Genomic DNA, 15,891 nt, shown 5'->3' with positions numbered 1-15,891 from the left:
GGATATGCGCGAAAAAGTATCGTTCGATGACGAGCCCCTTATACTCGTTGATGAAGATGACAACGAAGTAGGCTATCGCTCAAAAAGCGACTGCCACGAAGGCCATGGAACCCTGCACCGGGCGTTCTCAATTTTCCTGTTCGACAAACAGGGCCGGGTGTTGCTGCAGCAGCGTGCGGCGGGCAAACCGCTCTGGCCCCTTTACTGGTCCAACAGCTGCTGTTCGCATCCCCGACGTGGTGAGACAATGGACCAGGCGCTTCACCGCCGTCTACGGGAAGAACTGGGGCTGGAAGCGTCGCTGACATTCGTTTACAAGTTCATCTACCAAGCCGATTTCGGTGATCGCGGTGCTGAGCACGAATTGTGCCACGTATACATCGGCTCATCGGGTGGCGAAGCCCGGGTGCACCCGGCCGAAATTACCGACTGGCGCTGGGTGCCCATCGAAGAAGTGACTCGCGAGCTCGAAGACGCGCCATCCGGGTACACACCCTGGTTCAAGATGGAATGGAAGGCACTGATGGACCGGGGGCGCAACCATATCGACACTAGATAGTGAACGAACTGCCGCAACCACAGGTTGAGCTGGCGTTCGGGTTCTGCACGACAAACTGTGCTCCCTGTAGCCCCTCCTGATAATCGACCATTGCGCCTACAAGATACTGATAGCTCATGGGGTCGACCAGAAGACTCATGCCGTCTTTTTGAATCACCGCGTCTTCATCATCTTGCACCTTATCGAACGAGAAGCCGTACTGAAATCCAGAGCAGCCGCCGCCGGTTACGAACACCCGAAGCTTCAGGTTCTCGTTGCCTTCTTCTTCGACCAATTCACGTACTTTGGACACCGCACTTTCACTGAGAAACAGCGGGGTTATGGTGTGTTCCTGGACTATGCTCAAAATTGCCTCCGGGTACTTTGGTATTTGACTGTTTTTTACATCACGTGTTTGGCTGTGCTAAACGTTGCAAATGTTTTTTAGCGATGGGATCGCCCTGCTCTGCTGCAAGACGATACCAATGGCCCGCCAGGGTCATATCCAGCGCGATACCTGAGCCATTTTCGTAAAGCTCGCCCAGACTGCGGTGTGCCAAGGCAAAATTTTGTTGTGCGGCGAGCTGCATCCAATAAAAAGCGATGGTCTCATCTTTAGGCACTCCACGGCCGCGCAAGTATCGCATCGCCAATAAACGTTGCGCACGGGCGGAGCCCTGTCCAGCATCGGTTTGTAAGGCCACCACCGATTCTTCCCATGTCAAAAACGCTTTTTTTTCGTTAAGTTGATCAGCCATACCTGTGGCTCCTATCGATCTTTTCGTCACGCCTCATAACGTCTACAATCAGCTGGTTTTCGATCAACTTTTCCGTTACTTTTTGGGTCATGACGAGCAGCTGTAGTATGACGACCCGCCAACTTCGAAGAGCTCCAGCGGCTTCAGCCGATAGTATTTTTCCTCTACGTCTTGCGATTGCTCAGCGTATGGCTGTGTCATGACTTCCTGCAGTTCTCGAACTAGCGAGTAATCCCCCGCAGCTGCTTGCTGATACGCAGGCACAACGAACCACTCCCGCAAACTGTATTTCGGGTTGACGAGTTTCATCTGTTGAGAGAGCTCCTCACGAGCGCGCGGCGCAGCTGCAGTTGCATCGGTTGTGCTGACAATGCCGGCAAGCGTTTTCCATTTTTTGAGCCACTCTGACCAGGGTTGGTCCATGCCCGCGGGGTCTGATTCATACGCTGAGCTGTTGTAGAAGCTTTTTTTGAGCGGACCAATGTCGTCGGGCACCGCCGAGAGCTGGCGGAAGAACAGGGTGTAATCAACAGGCGTTTGCACCATCAACGTTGCGAGTTCACTGAACAAGGCCTGGTGAAAAGTGGCGAGCCCAAGTTTGGCCGCCCACATCTTCTTCATCTGCGTTTGCATCGCTTTCGGGAAATCGCTTTGGATCTCGTCGAGTTCAAGCAGACAGTCCTGATGCGCCGTCAGCAACGGGCGCAACGCCGAACAAAACGTGTGAAAATTGCGTTCTGACGCCAGTGGTTGGTTCAGAAACGAGAAGTGATGTCCCCCACCCGTCCATGGCTGGTACTGCGGATCAAATACATCGCAGAATCCGAAGGGGCCGTAGTCGAGGGTGAAACCGCCGGCCGCACAGTTGTCACTGTTGAAGTTTCCCTGGCAGTAGCCGACACGAATCCAGTTCGCTACAAGCGATGTGAGTCGGCCGCGGAACTCCCGCGCAAGCAACACCACTTTTTCGCTGGTTGCCAGGTTCTGATCGATGACGTCACCGTACTCACGGTCGATCAGGTGCAACACAATTTTCTCAAGCTCTTCCATCGCTTGCGGGTGTTCTTTCTTCCGAGCACGGCGGCCGAAGAGCTCCAGTTGACCAACCCTAATGAACGAAGGTGCGACGCGCGTCGAGATGGCGACTGGCTCCGATACAAGCGTGTCTGGATCTCTCGAGCGTGAGCCCTCCGAGTACCACGGCCGCTTGACCTTCTCTGTTTTTGACACGTACAAACTCAGCGACCGTGACGTTGGCACCCCAAGCGCGTGCATGTGCTCCTGCGCCAGAAATTCCCGCACACTCGACCGCAGGACCGCCCGACCGTCCGCACCGCGGCAGTATGGTGTCCGGCCGCCACCTTTCAACTGCATCTCCCAGCGGTGACCGTTGATGACGGCCTCAAGCACTGAAATGGCGCGACCGTCGCCGTATCCGTTGCCGGTTTGGAACGGGCACTGTTGGGTGTATTCGGTGCCGTAGATGGAAAGTGCGTAGCCACACGCCCAACCGATCTGGCGCATCGGCTCCGGAACGTTCTCAAGGTCGCCAGAGAACACGCGGATGAAGTCGGCCGACTGCGCCATTCTGTCGGCGAAGCCCAGTTCGCGAAACAGGTTTTTGCTGTGCGCGACGTACTCCGGGTTTTCAATTGGCGTGGGATTGACGGGAACATAGTGGCCCGTGAAGACTTGTCGTGGGGCGTGGTCGCGTCCATTTACTTTCGCGTCAGGGTCACAGTTGAGTGAGTCCATGAGCGAATAGTTTGCCAAGGTTGCAAGATCGTCGAGAGTCGAGACAATAGGGGCGGTTTTCTGGGGCGGTCGCTTTATCACAAGGGTTCCTTATGGCGCGGGTAGAAAGGCTGCTTTCCCGCTGCGTGGTCAGTTACATCGATAACATCTTCAATTTCCGGGGCAACTCTTTTGAGCATGACTTCGAATCCTTGCCTCAGGGTTACCTGAGAAGAAGCGCATCCCTGGCAGCCGCCGCTCATGGTGATGGAAAGCGTCCCTTGCAGGACCCCGACAATAGAAATCTTCCCGCCGTGGTTAGCGATTGAACGATTGACCTCTTTGTCCAGAAGCTCCTGAACAGCCGCAGTAAGCTCTGCATCGGACCTTCCTTGCACACCGTTATGAACAGACATTTCCAGAATCGCCGGCACGCCAGTCCGCAGCTGCGTACGGATGGCCATTCCGATATCCGCTTTCAGCCCTGACCACGAGGCGGCCGGCTCTTTGCACACGGTCACCACGTTATCGGCAATGAGCAGATTGGCCACGCCAGAGAGTGCGAACAGTTGCTCGCCGAGCGGTGAACCAACGGCTCGTTCTTTGTTGCCGAAAAAGAAAGGACCGCCGGGGTGCAAGCTACGGCTCACGATGAACTTACACGTGTCGGGGTCGGCGAGCGAAGACTCCGCGCGAATACTGACCGGCTGATCCGCAGGCCGGAAATCAGACATTTTCAATATCGCTTGCTGCGGCGCGCGAACCCAAGATACGCAGATTATTAAACGTATATATTCCGCTGTTATGGCCGTCGTTCCAATCAAACTTGATTGCATAGTTACCTATGCTCACGATCTGTCGCGGCGCCACATCATGGCGTATTGTCTTAGGATCGAGTAGCTTGCGCCCGCTCATTTCCTCGACACAAAGGGCGCAATGGCAGGCCAGGCGCAGATCGCGGACGTCAAAGTCGTCGCGATGACCATCCTCCCAGAGGATGGATAACGTGCGCGGATCGCGACGCAGTAAACCGATCGGGGTGTTCTGCGATCCAGCAGGCCGTGCCGCATCTTCCGTCCAGTCAGGGGCGCCCTCGTTGCTGTCCCACGTCCAGACAAACGGCTTCAGCACCGTGACCGACCCGTTGAGCTGCTCCACAAGCGCCGTGGCGATGGTGGCATACACCTTGGCGCTGACCGACGCTGGTTGCTGTGCCACTATCGGGCGACCCTCATCACCGCTGGTAACGACATCGGCATCGAGAGGTAAGGCACCCAGAAACGGGACGCCAAGCTCTTCGCTCATCTGCTCGCCACCGCCGTGACGGAAAATATCCGTATTCTCCCCGCAGTGAGGACAGGTAAAGGTGCGCATGTTTTCGACGAGCCCAAGAATCTTGACCTGCACCTTCTCGAACATCCGCAAGCCTCGGCGGGCGATCTTGAGGCTAACGGCCTGAGGTGTTGTTACGATCACCACACCCGACAGCGGCATACTCTGTGCCAGCGTCAACTGGACGTCGCCGGTGCCGGGTGGAAGGTCAAGAATCAGGTAGTCCAGCGATCCCCATTGCACGCCGTCGACGAACATTTTCAGGTATTTCCCCACCATCGGTCCGCGTAAAACAGCCGGTTGGTCGTCTTCGGTGAGCATGGCCATCGACACTACCTTCAGGCCATGCCCCTCCGCAGGGATCATCTTGCCACTCTGGGTCGTCGTTGGCTTCTCACCGGTTGCGATGCCGAGCATACCGGGAATACTAGGGCCAAGAATGTCGGCGTCTACGATTCCGACGCGCGCCCCAAGCTGCTGCAGTGCCAGCGCTAAATTCACACTCACCGTGGATTTTCCGACGCCGCCCTTGCCACTTCCGACGGCGATGATATGACGTATCCCCGGCAGTTTATCCGAGTTACCAGCTGACGCGGATGACGTGCCAGGCGTGTGGGGGTGATTACGGTCAGTGGTCTGCATGGTTAAATTCCTTGTATTTTCAATTAACGGGGGAGAACGTGGCTTTGATCTCTGCCGCCAAAATAACAACCAATCCCAGTTCATACGCTTATTGCCTACCATCATTTTGCGAAAGTCGATAAACCTGAAACTCAATAGGTCGGCATCGTGCCGTCGATTTGCAGAGCCCAGGCATGAACGCCACCTGTAAGGTTGCTAACGTGGTTAAAACCATGCGGCCAGTTCTGGTGCAGTCAAGCGTTGCATCGTTGGGAGCCCGCCCTTCACCGGTTTCAATGTCATCAATCCAGCGCTGATTGGAGCAATTTCTGCAGTTCACCTTGCTCATACATTTCACGCACAATATCGGCACCACCGACAAACTCGCCCTTGATGTAGAGCTGAGGAATGGTCGGCCAGTTGCTGTACACCTTAATGCCATCGCGGATTTCCGGATCGGCCAGCACATCTACAGCAGCAAAATCCTGCACGCCGCAGGCATTCAATACCTGCACAGTCGTATTAGAAAAACCACACAGCGGAGACTGGGGTTTGCCCTTCATGTAGAGCACAACGGTATCAGTTGTGATTTGACTGAGAATTTTTTCCTGTACGTTCATATTTGATTTCTCCGACGTTATTTGGTGGCTGGTTGCGCCCAGGTTTGGGGAGTAAAAGTGCGCATGGCCAGCGCGTGAATCTCCGAGCGCATCCGATCTCCGAGTGCCAGATAAACCAGTTGATGCTGCTGTATCTTATTTTTGCCGGCAAATTGCTGGCTCACGATGACCGCTTCGAAGTGCTGGCCGTCATCGCCCTGCACTTCCACATGATCGCAGGTCAGCCCATTCATGATGTAGTCTCTTAGATCATTCGCTGTCAGCACTTTGTCCTCCCAAGGGTTACCAAGGCCTCATGGCCTTCACCAATACGGCAGGATTATAGTATCGTTCCGAAACTATAATATTGTCAAGATAGTTTAAAAATGCTACTGCCAAAACATAACGAAAGGGGGTTGAATTTGGACAGTCATGCGATCGCAGATTTGGTCTATTACCTGGGGCGTATCGCGAACGCCGTTCGCCTTCACAGACGATAAAAAACATCGAAACCCTAGGCTGTCTAACACGCATACGCTCAGAAGATGACAGGCGCAATGTCCAGTTCGTTTTGACTGAAAAAACCAGGGACGTTCTTGCGAACGATCTCTCTGGAACCTGCGGCCGCGAAAATAAACTGGATTTTGCTTTAACAGAGCTGGGCAAAGTGGTCCGGATTGGTCTCCTAGACCCAGATTATATTCGCGAGATTCAGCGCTGATGAGCGCCGCTTTGCCGACACAGAAAATACATGCTTTTTTGTTACTGGAGAATGCGGCATTATCATCTAAGCTAAGCGCTAATACGTACTTTTTAAAAATAAAATATGTACAAACGCAATGCAACGTCGACAATTGTCAGGAGGAATTTCTGGATACCCATAAAGTTCTCGTGAAAGGCACAACCTGCCTCTGAAGTTGCGGTTCGCGGACAGTGCACCGCAGTCCGGTCTGAACGCACCAATAAGCGGCGTTTTTGTAGGCAATAGGCACCAAGATGAACGCTCGTTTTCAGGGATAAAGTTTTATTATTATAATAATCAGAAAGTTATACAGACTGGCTTGCGCTTTGCGTTAGCACAGTGGGTGTGTAACTAACTGAAACTTCGGAGATTTACGACAATGAAAAAACAACTCTTACTGGTCGCCATTGCGACAACCCTCGGTGGCACCCTGATGGCAGGAAGTCTGCAGGCCGCAACTCTGGATGACGTTAAATCAAGGGGTTACGTGAAATGTGGTGTTACCTCCGGCTTACCGGGGTTTTCTCAACCTGATAAGAATGGTGACTGGACCGGTATCGACGTGGATACCTGCCGCGCTGTAGCAGCCGCAGTTCTTGGTAGCGGGGAAAAGGCCCGATTCACACCGTTAACGGCGAAAGAGCGCTTTACCGCGTTACAGTCCGGTGAAATCGATGTTCTTTCTCGTAACGCCACTTGGACTCTGACCCGCGATGCTTCCCTGGGCGTCAACTTCACGGGCACTAATTATTACGATGGCCAAGGCTTCTTGGTCAACAAAGCGCTAGGCGTGGACAATGCAGAGCAATTAGACGGCGCAACCGTGTGTATCCAGGCTGGCACGACTACCGAACTGAACCTGGCAGACTATTTCCGTACCAAGGGCATGAAGTTCAATCCTCTGGTATTTGATACTTCCGAACAGACTGTCAGTGGTTTTGCCGCTGGTCGTTGTGATGTGCTGACCTCTGACCGCGCACAACTGGCCGCCCTGCGCAGTAAACTGGAAGATCCCAGCAGCGCTGTCATCCTGCCAAATATAATTTCTAAGGAACCCCTGGGACCTTCGGTTCGTCAGGGTGATGACCAGTGGTTTAACATTGTGAAGTGGGCGCTGTTTGTGCAGATCAACGCCGAAGAACTCGGCGTTACCCAGGCCAATGTTCTAGAAATGAAATCTTCCACAAACCCCGAGATCCAGCGTTTGCTCGGCACCACTGGCGACATGGGCGAAAAACTCGGTGTACCTGCTGATTTTGGCTTTCGTATTATTGAGAGCGTTGGTAACTATGGAGAAATGTACGACCGTAACGTAGGACCGGACACCCCGCTTGGGCTTGACCGTGGCCTAAACGCGTTGTGGAATAATGGCGGTATTATGTACGCGCCGCCGATACGTTAACACCCGATAGCCATGACATTCCGGTTACGGGCGTAGCCGGAATGTTTGACGTTTAGTTGCCTCTGCTATTTAGGGGCGTATTTCGGGTTTATTCATGACCAAATCTAACAAGACTGTTACCCGTAGCGCACGTCCAAAACCTTGGAATGACCCCAAGGTACGGATGGTTGTATTCCAGGCCATCGCGATGGTCGTTGTTTTCTGGCTTGGCTGGACACTGTTCCACAACACTCTGAACAATATGGAAAGCCGTGGTATTAGCACAGGTTTCGGCTTTCTGGACCAGACTTCCGGCTTTGGCATTATCATGAGCCTGATTCCCTACGATTCCACCATGACCTACGGTCGCACCTTTTTTGTGGGTCTGCTAAATACCTTGCTTGTTTCAGCCATGGGTGTTGTGGCGGCGACGATCATCGGTTTTTCCGTCGGTGTAGCACGCCTCTCCAGCAACTGGCTGGTTGCCAAACTGGCGCTAATTTACATTGAAACCATTCGTAATATTCCGCTGCTACTGCAAATTTTCTTCTGGTATTTTGCGGTACTGCAAAGCCTTCCCAGCCCACGTCAAAGCATTGACGTCGCGGATATGTTTTTTCTCAGTAATCGTGGCCTTTACTTCCCGACTGCGAGTGCGGAACCCGGATTCGGCTGGGTAATGGCAGCGTTGATTATGGGCGTCGCCGCGGCGGTTTTCGTACACCGCTGGGCTAAGAAACGCCAACTCCGCACTGGCCAGTTGTTTCCCGCCCTACGGATCGGGGCGGGGCTAATTCTGGCTCTGCCGCTTCTGGTGTTTGTGCTGGTCGGTAGGCCGCTGATTTGGGAAATGCCAGCACTGACCGGTTTTAACTTTACCGGTGGGGCCTCAATCCTGCCGGAGCTTGCAGCACTCTGGATTGCCCTGTCGCTCTACACTGCAAGCTTCATCGCGGAAATCGTTCGGTCCGGCATTCTGGCGGTAGACCGTGGCCAGACCGAAGCTGCCAGTGCGCTTGGTCTGAAGTCCAGTTTCACCTTGCGGCTGGTCGTTATTCCACAGGCCATGCGGGTCATCATTCCGCCTTTGACCAGCCAATACCTGAACCTTGTAAAAAACTCTTCGCTGGCAACGGCGATCGCGTATCCCGACCTGGTTGCGGTATTTATGGGCACTACCCTTAACCAGACCGGACAAGCGGTTGAAGTAGTAGCCATCACCATGGCTGTATATCTCACGATCAGCCTGATCATTTCCGGTCTCATGAACATCTATAACCGCGCCGTAGCGCTGCAGGAGCGATGATGAGTCTTCCATCGGAATTACCGCCCCGGCAGGACATCGGTGTTATCGGCTGGGTGCGTAAAAACCTGTTCTCAACCTGGTACAACATCGTGCTGACACTGGTAGCCGCCTATTTGGTGATTACGAGTGTGGGGCCGCTGCTGAACTGGGTGATTCTTGAAGCGACATTTACCGGTGAAAGTGCCGCTGACTGCAGTGGTGAAGGCGCTTGCTGGCTGTTTATCGGTCAGCGGTTGAACTTCTTTATCTACGGATTTTATCCCGATGCCCTGCAATGGCGCGTTGACATCATGTTCGGGCTGCTCGCGGTAGCCTTCGTCCCTCAGTTCATCGAGCGCTTCCCTTGCCGTAAGTGGTTTGGCATTTTCGGGCTGACTGGCCTGCCGCTAATCGGGTACATCCTGATCCCCGGTGGTTGGTTTGGACTGGAAGAAGTTCAGAGCAGCCGATGGGGCGGCCTGATGCTGACGTTAATCCTTGCCTATGTAGGCATTCTGGCCGCTTTGCCAATAGGTATCGTACTGGCACTTGGGCGTCGCTCAGACATGCCGATCATTCGTGGTATGTGCGTCGTTTTCATTGAAGTCTGGCGCGCCGTGCCTTTGATTACCGTGTTGTTCATGGCTTCTGTGATGCTGCCTTTATTCCTGCCGGACGGAGTCAACTTCGAAAAGCTGATGCGGGCACTGATCGGTATTACACTCTGGCAATCGGCCTATATGGCAGAGGTGGTAAGAGGCGGCCTGCAGGCGATCCCGAAAGGCCAATATGAAGCGGCAAGCGCCCTTGGACTAGGCTACTGGCGCAAGACTGGGCTAGTAGTCTTGCCGCAGGCACTGACACTGGTCATTCCCGGTATCGTCAACACTTTCATTTCTCTGTTCAAAGACACTACGCTGGTCCTCATCATTGGTCTGTTCGATATTCTGGGGGCGGTACAGTCGACCATCACTGACCCGGCCTGGCGTAACGTCACCACGGAAGGCTATGTTTTTGTGGCCTTCTGTTTCTGGATTTTCTGTTTCGGCATGTCCCGGTACAGCCAGAACCTTGAACGAAAACTCGACACTGGTCATAAATCTTGACGGGACACCAACATGGCTGAGCACAACACTACACAAGATCCGGAGGATGGGCGCAGCTCTCCGGTTGAATTCACCAAACGCACTGACAAGACCATTATCAAGGTCGCAGATATGCATAAATGGTACGGCACCTTTCACGTACTCAAGGGCCTGAACCTTGACGTAAAGGAAGGTGAACGGATCGTTATTTGCGGACCTTCCGGTTCGGGCAAATCGACATTTATTCGGTGCATCAACCGGCTGGAAGAACACCAGCGTGGCCAGATTATTGTAGACGATGTTGAGCTCACCGACGACGTGAAGCAGATCGACACCGTGCGCAAGGAAGTCGGTATGGTATTCCAGCACTTCAACCTATTTCCGCATCTGACCGTCTTGGAGAACTGTTGTTTGGCGCCACTGTGGGTGCGTAAGGTACCCAAGCGAGAAGCCGTCGCCACCGCCATGGAATATCTGGATCGAGTGAAGATTCCAGAGCAGGCGAACAAATACCCGGGTCAGCTTTCCGGCGGCCAACAACAGCGGGTTGCCATCGCCCGCGCACTGTGCATGAAACCAAAAATCATGCTGTTTGACGAGCCCACCTCAGCGCTGGACCCGGAGATGATTAAAGAGGTGCTGGATGTAATGGTTGAACTTGCTGGCAGTGGCATGACCATGATCTGCGTCACCCACGAAATGGGTTTTGCTAAAACTGTAGCAGACCGCGTGATCTTCATGGACCAGGGCGAGATTGTGGAGTTGGCGCCGCCGGAGGAGTTCTTCTCGAACCCCAAGGAAGTACGCACCCAGCAGTTCCTCGAGCAGATTTTACATCACTGATACGGAGGCGGCGGATGGCAACTGACGTCGTTTCTGCAGCTTCCTCCTTACGGGAGTGCCACATCTTACTCATAACCGGCAGCCCAACTGCTGCGGCCGAGTTCTATTGCGCGTTCAACGTCTGTGTCCGGAACGACTGATATGTCTCCCAATTCTCTCGAGTCGTAATGAAATACGCACAAACGTGACGCAAATTCGGCAAACAGCAGCGATGCTTCGCCATGCCATTCTCCATTGCTTTGAGTTGAGCAGTTAATCCCCTGCCCCCAATCCTGGCCGCTGTCATTATTGGGGTTATAAAAGTAGATGCGCATCTCGCCATTGCGATCAAGGCTGACGCGGATAATGGTTATGGCATGGCGTCCAACGAGGCGCCCTCCACTGTCGGTGACGGCGATACCAGCCGGTTGCGGATGAATGACGGGTATATTGCCGTTGTAGTAAGGGTGATAGCAGGCATAAAAGTGGCGTATAAAGTGCTGGTAGTCATGAATCTTTCCTGTTTCGCGATCAAAAACACTAAGAAATCCATGGCCTACCCACCAACCGTACATTTCAGGGTTGATCCAACGGTGCAAATCGTCGTCGCGTTCGCCGCATAAGCGCCCCATCTCGGCATAGATTCGATCAAGATGAGGCACCAGAATCAATGAAACCGGGTCAACATCGGTTGGAGGCTCTTTCGCAAGGCCTGCTTTCAAATGCTGTGAGGTGATTTGCTCTCCCTCGAAACGCATGATGATGTCGTCGTCACGGGCCGCCCAGGCCACCAATTGTAATAGAAAATCGGCGTCGTTAAAGGCCCACATCGAAAGACCGATGACCGACTGACACGTCGGGTTATTCCCTTGGCCAACACCCAGCGGTTGCCCAAGAAGACTCAATACACCGGCGAGTAAATACACCCTTGGGGGGTGAGCATCGCCAAAAACCTCGGTCAGCGCACTGGCTGCTGCCGGGCAAAGTTTCAGTTCGAGTTGTCGCCACAGGCCCGCCGCTACCGGAGGTGTAAACAGACCACCACGTTCCAGAAACATAGCCAGACCGTACACCGCCTGGCAAGTTTCAGGGTGTATAACCTGATCAATCAGTTCGAAGACAATTTCTTGGTAGCACTGAAGAACATCGATACCGGTGCTGCTTAGGCCCAATGCCAAAGGTATAAGGTCATCTTGAAGCCCGCGCAGATGTCGTAAAAGGAGGGGGTGATACGGCGAGACCATGCCCGTTTCATGCATCGCTCTGGCAAAACCCAGCGCTTCGGCAGACAGTGCCGGTTCGTCCATGACAGCCAGGCGCTCGCCGTAAACCGCAAAGCCGGGGTCATCACGACAACCTATAGCAGGACCGAACAAAGCACGGACGAGGCGCGCGGCCTTATCCATTCCTTCCGTTTCTATGTCTGGATCAAACAGGCATTTGGCGATCTGGCCGACCATCTGCTTGATACTGGCAGTTTGGATCGGACGTTGGGCCAACAAACGGCGCACCTCGTCCACCAGGCTGTCGAGAATACTTTCGTAGCCCAACCTGCTGAGTAGATACTGATAAAGCGAATTGACGATTTGCCCTAGCCCCTGCGGCCGTTCCCGATCGGCCTCGTTCATCTGTCCTGATAGCAAGTCCAGATTCAATGCCGTCACTTGGGTCAGAAAGTTCTTGGCCTGCTCCGCAGAAATGCCTGGGTGGCGGTAGTCACCCATAGCCACTGCCAGCAGACGAAGCTCACTCAGGGCCTCTATAGCAGTGTAATCCGGCGCTCCCTGGCGCAGGGTGCGCACGGCGAGCGCGGGTCTCAGAATGGCTGGTTGGCCCCAATCACTGTTGGTAAATACGCCATTGGCTTCCATTGCAGGCACTCGGGCGTACAACGCATCCAGCCCTTCGGGAGCTTCCATAACGTAAAGCGCTGCTGCCAGCACTTCCCTGTTTGACGCCATTCGGTCAGTCTGGCGTGAGAGCCCCAGCTGTTCCAGCATTTTGTCAAAACTTGCCACTAAGGCGTTGGTATCTGGATCAAAACAGGTAATAGTCACCATATTTTCCTTACGTGCTAAATAGGCTATTTCGACCGCGTAAAGATGCGCTTAAGGCCTTTCGGAAGCAAACTATTCTGGTAGCTTTTGTATCAATTTGTAACCAAATCGTCTATATTTACCTCGAGTGTTGCGATTAATGACATTGCTTTAACTGCGCCGCAAGAACGTCCCCAATTTAAGTGTCTTGCTTGGTTTCAGGTCATTCAACCCACTCCATTAATGAAAATGTCTGATAATTCAGCTTGCATTTTGAGCTTAAAATTCAGCACATTTTTTAGACACATCATCAAGGAGTACATCGAATGTCAATGACATCTGAGAAAGAGCTATCCCAAGCGGTATCAGCCTGGCTCGACCCGGATATGGACTCGGTTAAAGGTACTGAAACCCCGAAAGACCCGAATAAAGGCTATATCGCCCTGCTTGGCTGGAGCGTTAATGCGATTAAAGCCGCGCAAAAGTTCGATCGCCGCTACATCGTAATTGCACCAGATTGGGCTGCTGATTTTTGTACAGCAAACAAGATTCCTTTCATTGCATGGGATTTTCTCCGTTTGAATGATCGGTCCCTGGAGATTGCAAAAAGACTGCAGGCTGAAGGTGTTGACGTTGCAATACCGCTGTTCGAAGAGACCGTCGAATGGTCTGGTGCAATTAACTCTGTCTTGCTTAACAGCCCGCGCATGTTCGGACAGTCCATTTTGTTCCGCGACAAATCTCTGATGAAGCGCCGCGCTCAACTTGGTGGCATTCGCGTCGGGATTTTTGAAGAAGCACACGATAAAGAAGATATCGTTCGCTTCATGAAGCGCGTCAACCAGACGCTGCTTAAGCTTGACGGTGACCCGGATGACCCCATTCACGTCAAGGCGTTCGACAAAGCCGGTTGCCTTGGTCACAGGATGATCCGCAAGGTTGAAGAGATCGATAACATTCCGGCGGAAGAATATCCCTTGCTAATGGAGAGTCACCTTGATGGCTGGGAGTTTGCCGTAGAGGCCTGGATCCATGACGGAAAGATCAAGTTCCTTAATATTTCCGAATACGTAACCCTGGGTTACTCGGTGTTTGTTCCCGCTACCGAGCAACTGGAAAGCTGGCGCAACGCGATCACCAAGCAGATCGAGTTGCTGGTGAAAACCTTCGACATCCAATTCGGTTTGATTCATCCCGAGTACTTCGTAACGGCTGACGGTGAGATGTACTTTGGCGAAGTTGCTTACCGCCCGCCGGGCTTCAAGGCGTTCGAACTGATAGAGCGAGCTTACGGATTCAGCGCTTACCAAGCCTCAATGCTGGTATTTGATCCCAAGAGCACGAAAGAGGAAGTGGATGCCTTTTTCCCACGGGAAGTGGTTGATGCGAAATGCTACGCAGGTTGCTTTGGTGTTTACCCAAGGCGTCGTGTGGTCAGCAAACTGGAAATGCCCAAGGAGACGATTGAACATCCCTACTTCGAGTCTCACGAATTGGTTGCACCTAAAGAAGAGACCGTTCCTGATCGGTCAGCCTTCGGAACTCATTGGGGCCTGATCTTTTTCGCAGGTGATGACCCTATCAAGATGCGGGATCTGCTGAAAGCCCAGGAAGATTTGGACTTCTACGTTTAAAGGTTTGGCTTAATACGCCTGGTTTCTCCATGGGAAACCAGGCATTTTGTCAGTCTTCAAGAATTTACTCCGCTAGCCTGGCTCAACACCGGGGATTTCATTGTCACCAGGCGCCAACACACCGGCGACCAAACCAACATACGACGACTCGCCAATTTTAAGGTCTGACTGATTTCCTGCATGTGGCTTCAGACGGGGTGAATGCCCTGAGAGCTAGATGCCATTGACTTGGGTGTTCGTGAAACCGATCATCAGGCGATACAAGTTACAGTAGGTGGTAAGGCAAAAAATGAGTGAAGATGTGCGCGAAAAAGTATCGTTCGACGACGAGCCGCTGATACTCGTTGACGAGAGCGACAACGAAGTTGGCTATCGCTCGAAGGGCGACTGCCACGAGGGCCATGGGATATTGCACCGGGCGTTTTCGATTTTCCTGTTCGACAAACAGGGCCGGGTTCTGTTGCAGCAACGTGCCATAGGCAAGCGGCTCTGGCCACTTTACTGGTCCAACAGCTGCTGTTCGCATCCGCGACGCGGCGAAGCGATGGACCAGGCGCTTCACCGTCGTTTGCGCGAGGAACTAGGGCTGGAAGCGTCACTGGAATTCGTTTACAAGTTCACCTACCAGGCCGACTTCGGCGATCGTGGTGCTGAACACGAACTGTGCCATGTATATATCGGCGCATCGGGCGGAGAGGTCCGGGTGCACCCGGACGAAATTGCCGACTGTCGCTGGGTCCCCTTGGAAGAAGTGACCCGCGAGCTCGAAGACGCGCCATTCCGGTACACCCCCTGGTTCAAGATGGAATGGAAGGCGCTAATGGACCAGTGGCGCGACCATGTCAGCGCGCTGAGCGAACCTTAAGGCCCACGTTGCCTTCTTCTTTGACTCTGGGCACCAAGCTGTCACTGAGAAACAGCGCGGTGCCCAGTGGTTATGGGGCCTTGTCTGATGGACTGACTGCTTTTTACATCACGTGGTTGGCTGTTCTAATCGGTGCAAGTGTTTTGTAGCGATAGGATCGCCTTGCAGTGCTGCGAGGGAATAACAATGAAACGCCAGATTAACGTTCGACTCAGTACCCAACCCATTTTCGTAGAATTCCCCCAGACTTCGCTGCGCCAGCGCAAAATTTTGTTGCGCGGCGAGCTGCATCCAATGAAAAGCGATGGCTTCGTCTTTAATTACGCCACGGCCGCGCTGGTAGCGCATGGCCAGTAAACGTTGCGCGCGAGCGTCGCCCTGCTGAGCATCCGTTTGCAATCCCCCAAACGATTCTTCCCACGTCACAAACGCCTTCTTCTTGTTGAGTTCATCCGTCAT

The 15,891-nt window shown here is 53.3% G+C and carries 16 protein-coding genes; 7 read left to right on the top strand and 9 right to left on the bottom strand.

The genetic code is table 11. The features are described from left to right. Positions 1–4: 4 nt before the first annotated feature. Positions 5–559, top strand: a complete 555-nt coding sequence (idi, locus tag MIH18_RS01675; protein ID WP_249013713.1) for an isopentenyl-diphosphate Delta-isomerase — start codon at positions 5–7, stop codon at positions 557–559. Here the strand turns inward: idi (MIH18_RS01675) and erpA are convergent. The 7 genes from erpA to MIH18_RS01635 all read right to left on the bottom strand — a co-directional run bounded on the left by erpA (position 552) and on the right by MIH18_RS01635 (position 5,869). Next, positions 552–905: an iron-sulfur cluster insertion protein ErpA gene (gene erpA, locus MIH18_RS01670; protein ID WP_014871238.1), complete on the bottom strand. Its 354-nt coding sequence runs from the start codon at positions 903–905 to the stop codon at positions 552–554. The two genes, idi (MIH18_RS01675) and erpA, sit on opposite strands and share 8 nt — an antisense overlap. Before the next feature lie 40 nt (positions 906–945). After that, positions 946–1,296, bottom strand: coding sequence for a tetratricopeptide repeat protein (locus tag MIH18_RS01665; protein WP_249013712.1), 351 nt, complete (start codon positions 1,294–1,296; stop codon positions 946–948). Between the two features lie 87 nt (positions 1,297–1,383). Then, complete coding sequence (locus MIH18_RS01660) at positions 1,384–3,132, bottom strand: protein adenylyltransferase SelO family protein (protein ID WP_249013711.1); 1,749 nt, start codon at positions 3,130–3,132, stop codon at positions 1,384–1,386. Then, complete coding sequence (locus MIH18_RS01655) at positions 3,129–3,764, bottom strand: NifU family protein (protein ID WP_249014586.1); 636 nt, start codon at positions 3,762–3,764, stop codon at positions 3,129–3,131. Before MIH18_RS01655 ends, MIH18_RS01660 begins: the two co-directional genes overlap by 4 nt. Further along, positions 3,757–5,004 (bottom strand): P-loop NTPase, encoded by a 1,248-nt coding sequence (locus MIH18_RS23885; protein WP_283164814.1) that lies wholly within the window; start codon positions 5,002–5,004, stop codon positions 3,757–3,759. Before MIH18_RS23885 ends, MIH18_RS01655 begins: the two co-directional genes overlap by 8 nt. A 281-nt stretch (positions 5,005–5,285) precedes the next feature. Beyond that, on the bottom strand, positions 5,286–5,603 hold the full coding sequence (gene grxD / locus MIH18_RS01640) for a Grx4 family monothiol glutaredoxin (protein WP_249013710.1): 318 nt from the start codon (positions 5,601–5,603) through the stop codon (positions 5,286–5,288). Positions 5,604–5,620: 17 nt separating this feature from the next. Further along, entirely contained in the window at positions 5,621–5,869 is a 249-nt protein-coding gene (locus tag MIH18_RS01635; RefSeq protein ID WP_249013709.1) for a BolA/IbaG family iron-sulfur metabolism protein, read from the bottom strand. An 834-nt stretch (positions 5,870–6,703) separates the two neighbouring features. On the opposite strand from MIH18_RS01635, the gene MIH18_RS01630 reads away from it, so the two are divergent. The 4 genes from MIH18_RS01630 (at position 6,704) to MIH18_RS01615 (ending at position 10,918) form a co-directional block, all read left to right on the top strand. Then, positions 6,704–7,726: an amino acid ABC transporter substrate-binding protein gene (locus MIH18_RS01630; RefSeq protein ID WP_249013708.1), complete on the top strand. Its 1,023-nt coding sequence runs from the start codon at positions 6,704–6,706 to the stop codon at positions 7,724–7,726. 94 nt (positions 7,727–7,820) lie between these two features. Next, positions 7,821–9,011, top strand: coding sequence for an amino acid ABC transporter permease (locus tag MIH18_RS01625; protein WP_249013707.1), 1,191 nt, complete (start codon positions 7,821–7,823; stop codon positions 9,009–9,011). After that, entirely contained in the window at positions 9,011–10,096 is a 1,086-nt protein-coding gene (locus MIH18_RS01620) for an amino acid ABC transporter permease (RefSeq protein WP_249013706.1), read from the top strand. Before MIH18_RS01625 ends, MIH18_RS01620 begins: the two co-directional genes overlap by 1 nt. A 111-nt stretch (positions 10,097–10,207) precedes the next feature. Then, positions 10,208–10,918, top strand: a complete 711-nt coding sequence (locus MIH18_RS01615; RefSeq protein WP_283164117.1) for an amino acid ABC transporter ATP-binding protein — start codon at positions 10,208–10,210, stop codon at positions 10,916–10,918. Between the two features lie 65 nt (positions 10,919–10,983). Here the strand turns inward: MIH18_RS01615 and MIH18_RS01610 are convergent, their stop codons facing one another. Continuing rightward, a complete protein-coding gene (locus tag MIH18_RS01610) occupies positions 10,984–12,957 on the bottom strand; it encodes a hypothetical protein (RefSeq protein ID WP_249013705.1) in 1,974 nt (657 codons plus the stop codon). A 302-nt stretch (positions 12,958–13,259) separates the two neighbouring features. Between MIH18_RS01610 and MIH18_RS01605 the strand changes: the two genes are divergently transcribed. Both MIH18_RS01605 and idi (MIH18_RS01600) read left to right on the top strand, forming a co-directional pair. Next, positions 13,260–14,567 carry a carboxylate--amine ligase gene (locus MIH18_RS01605; RefSeq protein ID WP_249008799.1) on the top strand — a complete coding sequence of 436 codons (1,308 nt, stop codon included), beginning with the start codon at positions 13,260–13,262 and terminating at the stop codon, positions 14,565–14,567. Between the two features lie 289 nt (positions 14,568–14,856). Then, on the top strand, positions 14,857–15,432 hold the full coding sequence (gene idi, locus MIH18_RS01600; RefSeq protein ID WP_249013704.1) for an isopentenyl-diphosphate Delta-isomerase: 576 nt from the start codon (positions 14,857–14,859) through the stop codon (positions 15,430–15,432). Positions 15,433–15,540: 108 nt separating this feature from the next. Here idi (MIH18_RS01600) and MIH18_RS01595 read toward each other — a convergent pair whose 3' ends face one another. Then, the gene (locus tag MIH18_RS01595; RefSeq protein ID WP_249008801.1) at positions 15,541–15,891 is read right to left on the bottom strand and encodes a tetratricopeptide repeat protein; all 351 of its coding nucleotides are present in this window, start codon (positions 15,889–15,891) and stop codon (positions 15,541–15,543) included.

The sequence above is a fragment of the Marinobacter sp. M3C genome (assembly GCF_023311895.1).
Taxonomy (GTDB): domain Bacteria; phylum Pseudomonadota; class Gammaproteobacteria; order Pseudomonadales; family Oleiphilaceae; genus Marinobacter.
Note: the sequence above shows the minus strand (reverse complement) of the source record. Positions and strands in the feature narration are given on the sequence as shown.

Coding starts and splice junctions, on each gene's coding strand:
- idi (WP_249013713.1), top strand. CDS start 5: ATGCGCGAAAAAGTATCGTTCGATGACGAGCCCCTTATACTCGTTGAT.
- MIH18_RS01665 (WP_249013712.1), bottom strand. CDS start 1,296: ATGGCTGATCAACTTAACGAAAAAAAAGCGTTTTTGACATGGGAAGAA.
- MIH18_RS01655 (WP_249014586.1), bottom strand. CDS start 3,764: ATGTCTGATTTCCGGCCTGCGGATCAGCCGGTCAGTATTCGCGCGGAG.
- MIH18_RS23885 (WP_283164814.1), bottom strand. CDS start 5,004: ATGCAGACCACTGACCGTAATCACCCCCACACGCCTGGCACGTCATCC.
- grxD (WP_249013710.1), bottom strand. CDS start 5,603: ATGAACGTACAGGAAAAAATTCTCAGTCAAATCACAACTGATACCGTT.
- MIH18_RS01630 (WP_249013708.1), top strand. CDS start 6,704: ATGAAAAAACAACTCTTACTGGTCGCCATTGCGACAACCCTCGGTGGC.
- MIH18_RS01625 (WP_249013707.1), top strand. CDS start 7,821: ATGACCAAATCTAACAAGACTGTTACCCGTAGCGCACGTCCAAAACCT.
- MIH18_RS01620 (WP_249013706.1), top strand. CDS start 9,011: ATGAGTCTTCCATCGGAATTACCGCCCCGGCAGGACATCGGTGTTATC.
- MIH18_RS01615 (WP_283164117.1), top strand. CDS start 10,208: ATGCATAAATGGTACGGCACCTTTCACGTACTCAAGGGCCTGAACCTT.
- MIH18_RS01610 (WP_249013705.1), bottom strand. CDS start 12,957: ATGGTGACTATTACCTGTTTTGATCCAGATACCAACGCCTTAGTGGCA.
- MIH18_RS01605 (WP_249008799.1), top strand. CDS start 13,260: ATGTCAATGACATCTGAGAAAGAGCTATCCCAAGCGGTATCAGCCTGG.
- idi (WP_249013704.1), top strand. CDS start 14,857: ATGAGTGAAGATGTGCGCGAAAAAGTATCGTTCGACGACGAGCCGCTG.
- MIH18_RS01595 (WP_249008801.1), bottom strand. CDS start 15,891: ATGACGGATGAACTCAACAAGAAGAAGGCGTTTGTGACGTGGGAAGAA.